Origin of the sequence: Acinetobacter sp. WCHAc010052 (genome assembly GCF_002165295.2) — a bacterium.
Lineage (GTDB): Bacteria > Pseudomonadota > Gammaproteobacteria > Pseudomonadales > Moraxellaceae > Acinetobacter > Acinetobacter chinensis.
Genome location: NZ_CP032143.1, coordinates 276485 through 291617, shown reverse-complemented (window position 1 = coordinate 291617; position 15133 = coordinate 276485). Strand labels below are relative to the sequence as shown.

The following is a 15133-nucleotide window of genomic DNA, read 5'->3' as shown; positions in this document are numbered from 1 at the left end:
ATCACCTGTTTACTGAGTTTTAGGGCTGTCGAGGGGCTTATCCAACGGTACGTTCATCAGACGCAATGATTCCTGCATCACACGTGCAAAAACCGGTGCTGAAACGGTACCACCATAATAGGTTCCTTTCGGATTTTCCACGACCACAATCATGGCAAGACGCGGGTCACTGACCGGTGCGACACCTGCAAACAATGCCCGGTATTCATTCTGCGAATAACCTTTACGGTCTGCACGCAGTTTATGTGCTGTACCTGTTTTACCACCGACCCGATAACCTGGAATGGTTGCCCGGGTGGCTGTTCCACCAGGTAATGTCGCCGTTTCCATCATCAACAGAACCTGGTCTGCAATTTCAGGGGCAACAATCTGTTCACCTTTTGGCTTATCTTCCAGTTTATACAGGCTTAAAGGTACTTTCACACCATGATTGGCAAGCATGGCATAAGCATCCGCCATCTGAAGTACGGTTGCATTTAAGCCATATCCATAAGCCATGGTGGCAACCTCTGAAACATTCCACTTATTTTTTGGAAGAATCAAACCACCACTTTCACCAGGGAATTTCACCGCAGAACGCTGACCAAAACCTACACGCTGATAAAATGTCGGCAATGTTGCATAAGGCAGAGACAGTGCAATTTTTGCAACACCGACGTTGGAGGATTTCTGAATAATGCCGCCCAGTGTCAGAGCACCATAATTATGCGTATCACGGATGGTATGATTCCCTACACGCATGGAACCTGGAGACGTGTTCACCACAGTATTTGCGGTATATTTCCCACTTTCCAGTGCCATTGCTATGGTCAGTGGCTTCATGGTGGAACCGGGTTCAAATGAATCCACCGCACCACGGTTACGCATGGCATCTTTATTTTTTAAGCCTTCTTTATCATTTGGGTTATAAGAAGGCCAGCTGGTCATTGCCAGAATTTCACCGGTTTTTACATCAACAGTAATGGCTGTTGCTGAACGGGCATTATTCGCAACACCTGCCGCTGTCAGTTCACGGTACATAATATACTGCAGACGTGAATCAATACTCAGGGTAATATTTTCCCCAGGCTCCATTTCCTTGATCACCTCTGGATCACGGACACGGTTTCCGCGCTTATCACGGATCACCTGCTGCTCACCGTCCTCACCTGCAAGACGACCGTTCAGCTGCATTTCCAGCCCTTCAATTCCTGAGCCTTCGCTGTTGGTCAGACCGATAATCTGTGCGTTTGGCTGAGGTTGAGGATAATAACGCTTATAATTTTTTTCAGTATAAACACCCTGAAATTCACGTTTAGCAATCAGTTCGGCCTGCTGTGGCGGTACTTCTTTTTTCAGCACCAGATAACGCGAACGTGGACGCTCATAAAGCTTTTTCTTCAGCTCCTCCCTGTCCATACCGACAGCATCTGCCAGCTGATCCAGATTCAGGTTTTTATCAGGTAACTGACGTTTCAACTTACGGTTGTTCGGGTCTTTTTTCAGTTCTGCTGTGGTTTCTTCAAACAGCTTTTTATTGTCAAAATAATCCCGCGGATCCATCACCACTTTCATGACAGGTGTACTGATGGCAAGAGGAACACCATGGCGGTCATAAATCACCCCACGCATGGCTTTTACTTTTTCGGTGCGTAAAATATTGGCATTGGCTTTATTCTGCAGAAAATCCTTGTTCACCACCTGAACATAGAAAGCCCGCCCGACCAGTGCAACAAAGCACAGCAGGACCGTTCCCCACATCAGATAAAAGCGCCACATATCTACATTGAATGATGCTTTTTCAGTAATGGGCTGCTTTTTACGTGTTTGCTTTTTACGTGGATCTACCATCTACAGCCAGCCTTATTTTTTATCTTGTGTTGTTGCAGGTAAAGAAATCACTACCGTCTGCGCAGCAGGTGGCGAATACATCCGCAGCTGAGTCACTGCCCGTGTACCAATCTGCGCTGTTGCACCAAAAGTCTGCTGCTCAATCAGCAAACGTCCCCACTCCGCATTCAGATCATCGCGGTCACGCATAAAACCACTGAGCTGTCGATAATCATGCCGATATTCAAACACCTGAAAAACCACCATCATTGCACTGGAAAAAACCAGAGCAAGTAAAATAAAATAAACGATTATTTTTTTTAACCGCAAATTTTCTGTTTTGTTTTCAACTGCTTCTGTTTTCATTATTCGCCTTTTGCAGTCAGACGCTCCGCCACTCGCAACCATGCACTGCGGGAACGTGGATTTTCCTTAACTTCCGCTTCACTGGCACGGATTCGGTCAATTTTTTTCAGTCTGCGGGTGTCTTCAACTTTCTGAGGTAAACCCCAGCCATTATCTTCCGCAAGCGTGGATTCTTTCTGTATAAACTGTTTAATAATTCGGTCTTCAAGCGAATGGAAGCTGATCACTGCCAGTCTGCCACCAGATTTTAACAAATCTGTTGCCTGGGGTAAAAATGAATGCACATCATCCAGTTCCTTATTGATTTCAATACGGATCGCCTGAAATGTACGGGTTGCAGCATGTTTATTTTTTTCCCACTTTGGGTGCGCCACTTTGACAATTTCCGCCAGCTGCGCTGTGGTTTCAATATATCCTGCCTGTTTGATGGCTCTGGCAATACGTCGACTGTAGCGCTCTTCCCCGTACTGAAATATGACATTTGCCAGATGTTCTTCATCCACATCGACCAGCCACTCTGCTGCTGTCTGTCCCTGTGAATTGTCCATCCGCATATCCAGAGGACCATCTTTCATAAAGCTGAAGCCACGCTCTGCCTGATCCAGCTGGGGTGAAGACACCCCCAGGTCAGCCATAATGCCGTCCACCTTATCCAGACCAAGTCCATTAATTTCTGCTTTTAAATCTGCAAAACTGGCATGAATTATTTTAAACCGTGGATCTTCTTTTTCCAGCTGATACGCCACTTCCAGTGCCTGCGGATCTTTATCAAAGGCATAAACACGGGAATTTTCATCCAGTTTTGAAAGCAAAAGTCGGGTATGACCACCCCTGCCAAATGTGCCATCGACATAAATTCCTGTATTGCGCTCTGCCAGCAGTGCATCAACAGTTTCGTGAAGTAATACAGAAATATGCGACATAAAAATCAATCAACAGCTAACAGGGGAATTTAACTGCACATTATTACCTTGTTTTAATAAAGCTCCAAACGTCTTTTTGTAGGGAAATATTAATTTTCATAGAGAAAACCGTTTTTCCTGTCATTCCGGTCAAATTCAGCACAAAAAAACAGCAGAATCAGAACTATAAAACAGCTGTCTTTGTCCTGATCATTTTCACATCGCCATTTTCAAAATATTCTGCAACACGCCAGCCATGCCGGCAATAAAACCCATAAGCCCGGCTTTCAGCATCTGTTTCAAGCCAGATCTCCTGAAAATACTGAAATAAAAAAATTTCGGCTTTTTTCAGCAATGCTGCACCCACGCCCTGCCCTTCAAAATCAGGATGAACAAACATGGCAAAAATACTGCCTTCATCCTGATCAGCTATCGCAAATCCACATCCACGATGATTCAGCTCAGCCACCCATACCGATGGAGTGTTTTCAATCAACGCCAGAATCGTGCCTTCAGTAATACCTGATTCAGCCAGTTCCTCTCTGGATAAGTGATTTTCTTTGACTGCTGTCCGAATATCAAAAATCAGATCAATATCTTCAGCTGTCGCAGCGCGTATATGCATACTCATGATGATCCTGTTTACTTTAAAATCAATCTGATCTTTATAAAAAAACCTCCTGAAAAAGGAGGTTTTCTGCTCAGCACCGTGACCGGTTAACGTTTCTTACTGTAAATCTGATCAAAAACAGCACCATTCACAAAATGCGTCTGCTGTGCTTTTGCCCAGCCACCGAAGACTTCATCAATGGTAAATGTTTTCAGTGCAGGGAATTGTTTTGAATATTTTGCCAGAATCTCTGGATTACGTGGACGATAGAAATGACGTGCTGCCATTTCCTGACCTAATGGTGAATACAGATAGTTGATATAACCGGTTGCTAGCCATTTGTTGCCGTTTTTCTCAACTGTTTTATCAACAATCGCAACCGAAGGCTCAGTCAGGATCGACATGGATGGATAAACGATATCAAACTTGTTGCCCAGTGTTTTCTGGCTGATCATGGCTTCATTTTCCCAGGTCAGCAATACATCACCAATACCACGTTCAGCAAACGTCGTCATGGATGCACGTGCAGCCGAATCCATTACTTTGACATTGCCATACATTTTAGAGACAAACTCACGGGCTTTGGCATCATTACCCGCAGGCTGTTTCAGTGCATAACCCCATGCCGACAGATAAATCCAGCGTGGCAGACCACCTGTTTTCGGGTTAGGCGTAATGATCTGAACACCCGGTTTGGTTAAATCGGTCCAGTCTTTGATTTTTTTAGGGTTGCCCTTACGCACCATAAATACAATAGTGGATGTATAAGGTGCAGAATTATATGGAAACTCTTTCTGCCAGCCCGGCTGAATCTGACCTGACTTCACAATTTCATCAATATCATTGGCAAGTGCCAGTGTAACCACATCACCTTTCAGACCATCAACAACAGAACGTGCCTGCTTGCCTGAACCACCATGAGACTGTTTAAAATCGACGGTACGACCTGTACGGTCTTTCCAGTAAGTCCCGAATGATTTATTGAATTCATCGTAAAATTCACGTGTTGCATCATAAGATACATTCAGGAACTGACGGTCTGCTGCCTGTGCAGAGACAGTGGTCAGAGTGAAACCAGAAGCAACAATTGCTGCTCCTATCAATGCTTTTAAACCAGTTTTCATGAGAATTCAGAACAGTTGATCTTTAATTGTGATAACTATATGAAATATGCTGCACTTCTTCAATGAAAATACCGGATTTTGCTGATAAGGAAAAACGGGAGCATTCCACCTCAACACCCTGTTTTAAAATGAAATTTTTAAAACAGAATGCTTATTCTTAATTTATATGTTTTTATGAATCACTTATGAAATAAACAGATAAAAACCCACCTGTTTATTTCATTTCTGTTATTTTTCAGCTGAAATCTGATCATAAACAGCACCATTCACAAAATGCGTCTGCTGTGCTTTTGCCCAGCCACCAAACACATCATTAATGGTGAACAGTTTAATTTTAGGGAATTTTGCTGCATATTTTGCCGCAGCCTGAGCATTTCGGGGTCTGAAATTATATTTTGCTGCCAGATCCTGACCCAGTGGTGAGTACAGATAATTTAAGTACCCTTTCGCCAGATTCCGGTTTCCATCCTTATCCACGTTTTTATCCACGATGGCAACCGAAGGCTCTGCCAGAATCGAAATGGATGGATACACAATCTGATATTTATCTTTATCAGGACCAGATGTTGCCAGCAATGCTTCATTTTCCCAGGACAACAGCACATCACCAATACCACGTTCAGCAAAAGTCGTCAGTGAACCCCGTGCGCCTGAGTCCAGTACTTTTACATTTTTATAGAGCTTTTTAACCAGCTCACGCGCCTTGGCATCATTCCCCCCAGGCTGTTTCAGGGCATAACCCCATGCCGACAGATAAATCCAGCGGGGTGCGCCACCTGTTTTCGGATTTGGGGTAATAATTTCCACACCCGGTTTTGTCAGATCATTCCAGTCTTTAATACCTTTCGGGTTGCCCTTACGAACTAAAAATACAATGGTCGAAGTATATGGCGCAGAATTACTTGGGAATTCTTTTTGCCAGCCTGGTTCAATCAGACCTGCTTTTACAATTTCCTCAATATCATTGGCAAGTGCCAGCGTGACCACATCTGCCTGTAATCCATCCACAACGGACCGAGCCTGCTTACCAGAACCACCATGTGACTGTTTAAACTCAATCTCCTGCCCTGTTTTCTTTTTCCAGAACTCACCAAAACTTTTATTATATTCCTGGTAAAATTCACGGGTCGGATCATAGGACACATTCAGAAACTCTTTGCCTGCATGGCTGTGAACCGCCAGTCCACTCAGTACAGTGAAAAATGTAGATACAATTATTTTTTTCATATTGGGTATTCATTTAAAATAAAGATTAAACACAATCTATATTTTAAAAATAATGAAAATAATCAATTAGTTATAATAAATAATTATTTGTAAATATGATTTATGCATATCCATAAAACAGCAAATGATAGACCTATTTTTTATAAGCGACTGAAAAAACAGTGACTTATAAAAATTCTTCACTTTATCTCCACACTTATCTGATACAACATAAGCGCTGAAAAAAGAAAATATGTTTAGACCAAGACGGTTTTAAAGTAGTTTTCTTTATATTTTTGTAAATAATGTGACGTAGTTCTACTTTTTTATTTCAAAAGATGATTAAATTGTAGTCGTACAAACCTTCTTTATATAAAAATACAGTTTCTTCAATACCAAAGGGGACGTTGGACATGAACAGACAGTTTATTCAGATTTTACTGCTCAGCATGAGTTTTGCTCTTGCTGCTCAAAGCACGTTTTCTGCATCCATAAAATCAACCAGTGCAAAAGTCAGCCTGCCTGCTGAAAAAACTTCACTGATTGAAAAAGCCCTGAATCAGCAGAAAAATGGCGATAAAAACCTACAGTCAGATAACGATCTTAAAGTGATTACTGCCATTAAAACAGCACCGACACAAAGCTTCTTTGCATCACAGAATCAGAGCTTCAGCCGTTTTCTTCAGTCATTTTTCACTCAGAATAATTCTTAATTAATTCAGGCACCCAGTCCTCTGTAAAGGGAGCCGCACATTGCCTGATCACAGAATGCGAATTAAGCATTAAGTGATCAGGCTTTTTCGTTATAATGGTTTCAATTTACATTCTGAATAATATTCCGTTATGACAGTCCGTACCCGTATTGCACCTTCTCCTACCGGTTTTCCTCATGTAGGTACCGCTTATATCGCCTTGTTTAACTTATGTTTTGCTAAGCAGCATGGCGGTGAGTTTATTCTTCGTATTGAAGATACAGACCAGCTTCGCTCTACTCCTGAATCTGAAAAAATGATTCTGGATTCATTGCGCTGGTTAGGTCTGAACTGGTCTGAAGGTCCAGACGTCGGCGGTCCACATGCACCCTACCGCCAGTCTGAGCGTATGGGGATTTATAAACAATACGCTCTGGAACTGGTTGAAAAAGGTCATGCATTCTATTGCTTCGCAACCACAGAAGAACTCGATCAGATGCGTGCAGAGCAACAAGCTCGCGGTGAATCACCAAAATATGACGGTCGTGGTTTAAAACTTTCTCAGGAAGAAGTTCAACGCCGTCTGGCTGCGGGTGAAGCGCATGTGATCCGCATGAAAGTACCTGAGGAAGGGATCTGTAAATTCAATGATTTGCTTCGTGGGGAAGTTGAGATTCCTTGGGCGCAAGTTGATATGCAGATTCTCCTCAAAACTGATGGTTTACCGACATATCACCTGGCAAACGTAGTAGATGACCATTTGATGGAAATCACGCATGTCATCCGTGGTGAAGAATGGATTCCATCTGCACCAAAACATCAATTGTTATACCAATATTTTGGTTGGGACATGCCAACACTGTGCCACATGCCATTGTTGCGTAATCCTGATAAATCAAAATTATCAAAACGTAAAAATCCGACTTCAATCAACTACTACAAAGACATTGGTGTCTTACCAGAAGCTTTGTTGAACTACTTAGGGCGTATGGGTTGGTCAATGCCGGATGAAAGTGAAAAATTCACTCTAGCTGAAATGATTGAAAACTTCGACATCAAACGTGTATCACTCGGTGGTCCAATTTTCGATGTAGAAAAACTCAACTGGTTGAATGGTCAGTGGATTAAAGCGCTCTCTCCTGCTGAACTGTTAAATACTTTATTGGCCTGGAAATCTGACCGTAATACACTGGAAGAGATTGCTGCTGCAATTCAACCTCGTATTAACCTCCTGTCAGAAGCAGTAAACTGGGCAGGTTTCTATTTCAACCAGTTCCCAAGCTTAAGCAAAGAACAGTTTGAAAGTAAGAAACTGTCTGAAGAACAGGTTCGTCAAAGCTTACAGTTTGCCATCTGGCGTCTGGAAAGCTTATTTACCTGGAATAATGACACGGTCAGCCAGACCTTGATGGAACTGGCAACTCAGATGGAAATTAAGCTGCGTGATTTCATGCCTGCGTTCTTTATCGCGATTGCAGGTTCAACGTCTTCAACACCTGTGATGCAATCTATGGTCACGATTGGTCCGGACTTGACCTTCGCTCGTTTACGCCATGCACTTGAAATTGTGGGTGGGCCGAGCAAAAAAGAAGCAAAAGTGTGGGAAAAGCTGAATGAAAGCATCAAATTGCCGAAAAATGATGCAGTTGATGAAGCTTAACTGATTTTTTAGTTGACGAGTGCGGGCGTTATCCATAATATAGCGCTCACACAGACTGGGGTCATAGCTCAGTTGGTAGAGCGCTACAATGGCATTGTAGAGGTCAGGAGTTCGATCCTCCTTGACTCCACCAAGTTCTTAAATTGCTTTACCTGTGTTGCCTCACTTGTCCCTATCGTCTAGAGGCCTAGGACATCGCCCTTTCACGGCGGTAACCGGGGTTCGAATCCCCGTAGGGACGCCATATTCAAGGTGTCATACATCTTAGTAAAAAACCCAGGCATAATGACCTGGGTTTTTTATTGCCTGAATTTTAGTAATTGAATCATTCTGCTTTCAACTTTTATCACGTCTTTTGCATTCTGAAGCAGAACGTTTAGAATAATAGTCAGATTATAAATGTGGAACCACCATGCAATACCAGTGTCCAAAGTGTCAGAGCCGTAAAATCCTACCTGTTGCCAGTGCAAGTGAACCTGCTGTACGCCCAAATGTGCCTAAAAGCCTGGTCATTCTGATTCCTGCCATTTTTGTTTTATTACTGCTTGTGGTGATCAGCATTGCAATGTGGGCTTTTGGCGATGGTGCTGGTCAGACACTTCAGATTGCAACTGTGGTGGTTTTCCTGATCTGTGCTGGCGCAGGTGTGATGTTCTGGCGTGATCTACCTGACTTTAAAATTTCCATGCAGGCATTTATGAGCAATAACCGCCACTGGAAATGCCGTGACTGCAACCATGAGTGGAATATCTAATTCCAATATTTTTAATATATTAAAGCTCTTGCGAAAGTTAGAAAATATTGAGATTCAAAACATATTCAAAAGAATATTGGAAGTTCCTTCTCCCTTTGGGAGAAGGCTAGGATGAGGGGCTTTTAAATAGAAAACCTCTCCCCAACCCTCTCCTGAAAGGAGAGGGGAACATTCAATATTAATTCAGTTCTTGCTGAAACAACTTTCTCAAAAAGCCTATTAAAATTCTAAACCAAAAACCATTCACATTAATGTGAATGGTTTTTTTCATTATGCGTATGTGAATCGTGATCGTGATCGTGATCGTGATCGTGATCGTGATCGTGATCGTGATCGTGATGATCATGTTCATCAGTAGCATGCCCTGCCTCACTGTGTGCATGTGCCATACATTCATCATCTTCGATCTGCAAGGTCATCTCAGTAATACCATGTTCATGACTAAGCATTTCCATTGCATCCTGATAAAGCGCATTACGGTCTGCATGTGGTGCAAATAAATGTACCGTTAAGTGAACATTTTTAGAGGTAATTGCCCAGACTTTGAGTTGGTGAATACTTTCCACACCTTTCACTGCCAGTAAATCATTACGCAGTTTTTCAATATCAATCTCATCAGGTACACCCTCAAGCAGAATATTGATACTTTGTTTCAGCAAGATCCATGTTCTAGGCAAAACCCAAAAACCGATCAATACAGCAATGACCGTATCGACCCACATCCACCCCGTAAAGTAGATGACCGCTGCGCCGATAATGACTCCGATTGAACCCACAGCATCACTTAAAACTTCTAAATAAGCACCTTTGACATTCAGACTTTCCTGCGAGCTTGAAAATAAAATTTTCATGGAAATCAAGTTAATGATCAATCCAATAACCGCAACAATCATCATCCCCATACTTTGAATTTCAGGTGGATGACTGAAACGTTGATAGGCTTCATACAGGATATACATGGCAACCACAAACAGCATGGATGCATTGAACAGTGCCGCCAGAATTTCAAAACGCTGATAACCAAAGGTTCGCTTATCATCAGCAGGTAACTTGCCGATTTTAATTGCCACCAGTGCAATCGCGAGTGCCGCAGCATCGGTAAACATGTGCGCTGCATCTGAAAGCAATGCCAGACTTTGCGTGATAAAACCTGCAATCACTTCAACAATTAAGAATGTAGTCGTCAATGCCAAAGCAAAGGTCAGCTTTTTGGCATTGCCCTCTGTCACCACTGCATGGCTATGGTCATGTCCGTGCTCACTCATAGTGAACTCCTGTTTTTTTCTATCATTTTTAGCATATGAATTATGAAAAAATTTGATACGCGGAAACGTCATCAGCAACTGTCCGAGGCAGGATACCATTTGATGAAAATGTTTCTGCGACCCACTCAATATATCATTGGTATTGGACGAGTTTTGCTGATGACAATGGTTTTGCCTACTTTTCCCGAAAGAAAAGTAGGTCGCACCGAAGGTGATTACACTTATACCAATCACATAAATCTATCTTTATTTCCCTCGAAACTCTTCTTGTTTCAAATCAGTTCGCTCATTCATCCAGCGATAAATCAACGGCAGAACCACCAGTGTCAATAAAGTAGATGATACAATCCCGCCAATCACCACAGTCGCCAGTGGACGCTGCACTTCTGCACCTGTACCTGTTGCCAGCGCCATTGGGATAAAGCCGAGTGATGCCACACAAGCCGTCATCAATACAGGTCTAAGACGTAAAATCGCACCTTGCCACGTTGCATGGTAGACATCCATCTGCTGACGCAGTTCTTTAATAAAAGTCAGCATCACCAGACCATTCAGCACAGCCACACCTGACAGTGCAATAAAGCCTACACCCGCAGACATCGACAAAGGAATATCGCGTAACCACAATGCCACCAAGCCACCACACAGCGCAAATGGCACACCTGTAAAGACCAGTAAGCTTTCTTTAAAGTTATGGAACACTGCCATCAACAGAATAAAGATGGTAATCAGTGCCAGTGGTACAACCAGTTGCATGCGGGCTTTGGCAGACATCAGATTTTCAAACTGACCGCCATAATCCAGCCAGTAACCCGATGGCATTGGCTGTTTGGCTAAAGTGCTTTGCAACTCTGTGACAAATGAACCCAGATCACGCCCTTCAACGTTTGCAGTCACCACCACACGACGCTTACCATTTTCACGGCTGACCTGATTGATCCCCTCAATGTTGTCGACTTTGGCTACATCACGTAACTGAATCAAACCACCATTCGGAATCTGAATCGGCAAACTCGCCAGATGTTCAGGAGTACGCTGTGCATCATCCAGTCGAATCACAAAATCAAAACGACGGTCACCCTGTAAAATCTGTCCGACATTCTGACCGCCGACACTTGTTGCCACCAGGTCCTGAATAGCTTTTACCGACAAACCATACTGCGCAGCCGCAGCATGATTCACTTCCACATTGAGTAAAGGTAAACCCGAAGTCTGCTCAACATTGACCGCTGTTGCACCTGAAATGCTTTTGATTTTCTGTGCAATAAGATTGGCTTGTTGATTCAACACCTCCATATCATCACCGAAAATTTTCACACCCACATCACTGCGAACACCTGAAATCAATTCATTAAAACGCAGTTCAATCGGCTGTGAAAATTCACTGTTATTACCTGGCAAAGTATCCAGAAATGCGATCATGCGCTGACGTAATTCATCAATCGTCTCGCGCGGATTTTTCCACTGATCCTTTGGCTTAAGCAGTAACACCGCATCGGAAATATTCGGTGGCATCACGTCGGTTGCCACTTCCGCAGTGCCTGTACGGGCAAAGATCGCTTTAATTTCAGGAAATTCTTTCAATAATAACTTTTCGGTATTTTCCTGCATCCGTAAGGACTGTTCCAAGCCTGTACTCGGTGAACGCATCTGCTGAACGGCAAAATCACCTTCACTGAGCTGCGGTGAAAATTCACTGCCAATCTGTGTTGCCAAAACACCTGTTAAAAACAGCATACAGATCGCGATGGTGACCACGAATACTTTAAAGTCATAAGCTAAATTTAACAGTGCTTCGTATTTTCGCTTTAACCACAGCATCCAGCGACTTTCGGTTTCCTTAACTTCACCATTTACAAACAATGCTACCGCAGCAGGAACAAAAGTCACCGACAGAATAATTGCACCCACCAAAGCCAGAACCACAGTCATTGCCATTGGATGGAACAGTTTAGCTTCCACACCTGACAGTGCAAAGATTGGCAGATATACGACAAGAATAATCAATTGCCCGAAAATGAGCGGACGACGTGCCTGTTTTGCGGCAAGAAAGACTTCTTTAAATCGCTCGGCACGGCTCAGTAAACGTCCTTTGGCATGCTGTGCTTCAGCCAGTCGACGGATACAGTTTTCCACGATCACCACTGCACCATCGACAATAATCCCGAAATCGAGCGCACCCAAACTCATCAGGTTGGCACTGATTTTCTGTTCTGCCATACCTGCCAGTGTGAACAACATCGACAGTGGAATCACACATGCCGTAATTAAAGCTGCACGGAAATTTCCAAGGAATAAAAACAGAATGATAATGACCAGAATCGCCCCTTCTACAAGGTTCTTCTGTACCGTTTTAATCGCTCGTTCCACCAGATCAGTACGATCATAAACAGTTTCAATCACTACACCTTTGGGTAAAGACTGCTGAACTTCCTTCACTTTGGCATCGACTGCCTTCGCGACTGTTCGGCTGTTTTCACCCATCATCATCATGGCAATACCAAGTACCGCTTCCTCACCATTGTAAGTTGCGCCACCAGTACGCAGATCATGTCCTATCGACACCGTTGCCACATCTGCAACACGGATCGGGTAGCCATTTTTATTGCTCAGCGTGACATTCTGAATATCTTCAATACTGTTCAGCGTACCAGGTACACGCACTGTAAGTTGCTGACCATTGGTCTCAATGAAGCCTGCACCACGGTTTTCATTATTTTCCGTCAGTGCAGTCTGCAAATCCGTCAATGGAATCTGTAACTGTTGGAGACGGCTTAAATCAGGTGTCACCACATAAGTTTTGTTGAATCCACCAATCGAGTTAACCTCAGCGACCCCTGCCACACGCTGCAATTGCGGACGTACAATCCAGTCTTGAATTTCACGCAAATCCATCGCTGTATAAGGCGTACCATCGGACTTTTTCGCATTCGGCTCAGACTTGATCACCCATTGATAAATCTCTCCAAGCCCCGTGGAAACAGGTGACATGGTCGGTGCAATATCATCAGGTAATTCAGTCTGCGCTTCCTGTAAACGCTGATTGATCTGTTGACGTGCCCAGTAAATATCCGTACCATCTTTGAAAATAATGGTGACTTGCGACAGCCCATAACGGGAAATCGAACGGGTCATTTCCAGTTTTGGCAGACCCGCCATCGCATTTTCAATCGGATAGGTAATGCGTTGTTCCACTTCCAGCGAAGTAAAACCTGTCGCCTGTGTATTGATCTGCACCTGTGTGTTGGTAATATCAGGCACAGCGTCAATCGGCAGTTTCTGATAACTGTAAACCCCAACCCCGATCCACGCGACGATAAACAGCATCACCCAGATGGCATTTTTAATTGCAAATTGAATCAGCCGATCAAACAGACCTTCGGGTTTTGGAAGTGCTGATTCTGTATTTAAATTTTCAGTTTTAGAATCAGGAGAATCATTAATGCGCATGGCTCGCTTCTCCTTTTTCCAGTTCAGACTTCAACAGGAAACTGCCTTGAGCTGCATACTGTTGCCCCTGAGTCAGACCCGACTGAATTTCAATCCACTGACCATCACCTGAAACCTGCCCTAAAACCACAGGCTGTGGGCTGAATTCAATTTTCTTATCATGTTCATGCGCTATAAAAACCGCATCTTTGCCTTCAATTTTCTGCACTGCACTTTTCAGCACACGAATTGCCTGCGTTGAACCTGCCTGTTGCAGTTGTACATTGACCATTAAGTTTGGGCGCAGCTCAGTTGCATTGGACAGAACTTTGGCACGAACCTGTAATCGACCAGTCTGCGCATCAGCTTCACTGTTCAAGGTTTGAATCTGCGCTTTAAATGCATTGCTAGTTTGCAAAGATTTAAATTCAATCTGCTGATTCGGCGCCAGAGTGGCAAACTCAGAACTTGGCGCAATAAATTCAAGCCACAACTGATCCAACTGATCAATAATGAAAAGCTGATCCGCCAGCTGTACATTTTCACCGATCACTAAATCTTTTTTACTGATCACGCCTGAAATCGGCGCAGTCAGCACATAACGACCATTTGAACCCGATGATGCACCAAAGGCAGATAAACGTGCTTTGGTCGCCTGCACCTGAATCTGTGCCTGCTGATAAGCATTATAAGCGCGCTGATAATCCTGCTTGGCAGAAATACCCTGTGACCATAACTGACGTTCACGCTCATAATCCTGCTTTGCCAGTTGTAGATTAGACTGTGCAATCTGTAAATTGGATTGCTGATCGACCAGATCAGGCACCAGTAAAGTTGCCAGAGCCTGTCCTTTTTTCACATGCTGCCCCAGTTCAACACTGACCGACTGCACATGACCACTGAATGCAGGTGAAACGTGCGCCTGACGGTCTGTATTCACGGTTAATCTGGCAGGATAAGACGCTGATTTACTCACAGCACCGACTTCGACTTTGGCAAGCTGTACCCCCTGTTCCGCCATTTGCTGTGCGCTTAGACTGATGGCTTCAGCATGATCGTCTGCACCATCAGCACCCTCTTCATGCGCATGATCACCACCTTCTTTATGATCATGCTCCGCTTCTTTGCCATGTCCGTCTTCGGCATGCGCTTCTGATTCACCATGACCATGCGCATCGGTTTTGGCAGGTTTATTTTTACCTGAAATAAACAGCCCCAATGCAACCAGAGCGGTGATCACCAATGCAATAACAATCAGCAACGACTGAGAGATTTTTCCATGTTGATTTTTCAAATTGTGTTTTAGATTTAACATT

General features: G+C 43.6%; 12 protein-coding genes and 2 tRNA genes. 5 read left to right on the top strand and 9 right to left on the bottom strand.

The annotated features are described in order from the left end of the window. Positions 1 to 9: 9 nt before the first annotated feature. The 6 genes from ftsI to CDG61_RS01765 form a co-directional block, all read right to left on the bottom strand. Entirely contained in the window at positions 10 to 1830 is a 1821-nt protein-coding gene (ftsI, locus tag CDG61_RS01790) for a penicillin-binding protein PBP3 (RefSeq protein ID WP_087512118.1), read from the bottom strand. Positions 1831 to 1842: 12 nt separating this feature from the next. After that, positions 1843 to 2175 carry a cell division protein FtsL gene (gene ftsL, locus CDG61_RS01785; RefSeq protein ID WP_087512117.1) on the bottom strand — a complete coding sequence of 111 codons (333 nt, stop codon included), beginning with the start codon at positions 2173 to 2175 and terminating at the stop codon, positions 1843 to 1845. Then, on the bottom strand, positions 2175 to 3098 hold the full coding sequence (gene rsmH / locus CDG61_RS01780) for a 16S rRNA (cytosine(1402)-N(4))-methyltransferase RsmH (RefSeq protein ID WP_087512116.1): 924 nt from the start codon (positions 3096 to 3098) through the stop codon (positions 2175 to 2177). Before rsmH ends, ftsL begins: the two co-directional genes overlap by 1 nt. Before the next feature lie 163 nt (positions 3099 to 3261). Continuing rightward, positions 3262 to 3708 carry a GNAT family N-acetyltransferase gene (locus CDG61_RS01775; protein ID WP_087549831.1) on the bottom strand — a complete coding sequence of 149 codons (447 nt, stop codon included), beginning with the start codon at positions 3706 to 3708 and terminating at the stop codon, positions 3262 to 3264. An 86-nt stretch (positions 3709 to 3794) separates the two neighbouring features. Next, positions 3795 to 4811 carry a sulfate ABC transporter substrate-binding protein gene (locus CDG61_RS01770; RefSeq protein ID WP_087512114.1) on the bottom strand — a complete coding sequence of 339 codons (1017 nt, stop codon included), beginning with the start codon at positions 4809 to 4811 and terminating at the stop codon, positions 3795 to 3797. Between the two features lie 228 nt (positions 4812 to 5039). Then, positions 5040 to 6038 carry a sulfate ABC transporter substrate-binding protein gene (locus CDG61_RS01765; protein WP_087512113.1) on the bottom strand — a complete coding sequence of 333 codons (999 nt, stop codon included), beginning with the start codon at positions 6036 to 6038 and terminating at the stop codon, positions 5040 to 5042. Positions 6039 to 6430: 392 nt separating this feature from the next. On the opposite strand from CDG61_RS01765, the gene CDG61_RS01760 reads away from it, so the two are divergent. The 5 genes from CDG61_RS01760 (at position 6431) to CDG61_RS01740 (ending at position 9123) form a co-directional block, all read left to right on the top strand. Then, positions 6431 to 6730 (top strand): hypothetical protein, encoded by a 300-nt coding sequence (locus CDG61_RS01760; RefSeq protein WP_087549830.1) that lies wholly within the window; start codon positions 6431 to 6433, stop codon positions 6728 to 6730. Between the two features lie 130 nt (positions 6731 to 6860). Beyond that, a complete protein-coding gene (gene gltX / locus CDG61_RS01755; RefSeq protein ID WP_087549829.1) occupies positions 6861 to 8369 on the top strand; it encodes a glutamate--tRNA ligase in 1509 nt (502 codons plus the stop codon). 57 nt (positions 8370 to 8426) lie between these two features. Next, positions 8427 to 8502, top strand: a tRNA-Ala gene (locus tag CDG61_RS01750). Positions 8503 to 8537: 35 nt separating this feature from the next. Then, positions 8538 to 8613 (top strand) — tRNA-Glu (locus CDG61_RS01745). Positions 8614 to 8781: 168 nt separating this feature from the next. Further along, complete coding sequence (locus CDG61_RS01740; RefSeq protein ID WP_087512110.1) at positions 8782 to 9123, top strand: hypothetical protein; 342 nt, start codon at positions 8782 to 8784, stop codon at positions 9121 to 9123. Between the two features lie 248 nt (positions 9124 to 9371). Here CDG61_RS01740 and CDG61_RS01735 read toward each other — a convergent pair whose 3' ends face one another. The 3 genes from CDG61_RS01735 to CDG61_RS01720 form a co-directional block, all read right to left on the bottom strand. Continuing rightward, complete coding sequence (locus tag CDG61_RS01735) at positions 9372 to 10388, bottom strand: cation diffusion facilitator family transporter (RefSeq protein ID WP_087549828.1); 1017 nt, start codon at positions 10386 to 10388, stop codon at positions 9372 to 9374. A 246-nt stretch (positions 10389 to 10634) separates the two neighbouring features. Next, the gene (locus CDG61_RS01725; RefSeq protein ID WP_087549827.1) at positions 10635 to 13838 is read right to left on the bottom strand and encodes an efflux RND transporter permease subunit; all 3204 of its coding nucleotides are present in this window, start codon (positions 13836 to 13838) and stop codon (positions 10635 to 10637) included. After that, positions 13828 to 15132, bottom strand: coding sequence for an efflux RND transporter periplasmic adaptor subunit (locus CDG61_RS01720; protein WP_087549826.1), 1305 nt, complete (start codon positions 15130 to 15132; stop codon positions 13828 to 13830). Before CDG61_RS01720 ends, CDG61_RS01725 begins: the two co-directional genes overlap by 11 nt. Position 15133 lies beyond the last annotated feature (1 nt).

Excerpts from the sequence above, each read along its gene's own strand:
- ftsI (WP_087512118.1), bottom strand. The coding sequence starts at position 1,830 with ATGGTAGATCCACGTAAAAAGCAAACACGTAAAAAGCAGCCCATTACT.
- ftsL (WP_087512117.1), bottom strand. The coding sequence starts at position 2,175 with ATGAAAACAGAAGCAGTTGAAAACAAAACAGAAAATTTGCGGTTAAAA.
- rsmH (WP_087512116.1), bottom strand. The coding sequence starts at position 3,098 with ATGTCGCATATTTCTGTATTACTTCACGAAACTGTTGATGCACTGCTG.
- CDG61_RS01775 (WP_087549831.1), bottom strand. The coding sequence starts at position 3,708 with ATGAGTATGCATATACGCGCTGCGACAGCTGAAGATATTGATCTGATT.
- CDG61_RS01770 (WP_087512114.1), bottom strand. The coding sequence starts at position 4,811 with ATGAAAACTGGTTTAAAAGCATTGATAGGAGCAGCAATTGTTGCTTCT.
- CDG61_RS01765 (WP_087512113.1), bottom strand. The coding sequence starts at position 6,038 with ATGAAAAAAATAATTGTATCTACATTTTTCACTGTACTGAGTGGACTG.
- CDG61_RS01760 (WP_087549830.1), top strand. The coding sequence starts at position 6,431 with ATGAACAGACAGTTTATTCAGATTTTACTGCTCAGCATGAGTTTTGCT.
- gltX (WP_087549829.1), top strand. The coding sequence starts at position 6,861 with ATGACAGTCCGTACCCGTATTGCACCTTCTCCTACCGGTTTTCCTCAT.
- CDG61_RS01740 (WP_087512110.1), top strand. The coding sequence starts at position 8,782 with ATGCAATACCAGTGTCCAAAGTGTCAGAGCCGTAAAATCCTACCTGTT.
- CDG61_RS01735 (WP_087549828.1), bottom strand. The coding sequence starts at position 10,388 with ATGAGTGAGCACGGACATGACCATAGCCATGCAGTGGTGACAGAGGGC.
- CDG61_RS01725 (WP_087549827.1), bottom strand. The coding sequence starts at position 13,838 with ATGCGCATTAATGATTCTCCTGATTCTAAAACTGAAAATTTAAATACA.
- CDG61_RS01720 (WP_087549826.1), bottom strand. The coding sequence starts at position 15,132 with ATGTTAAATCTAAAACACAATTTGAAAAATCAACATGGAAAAATCTCT.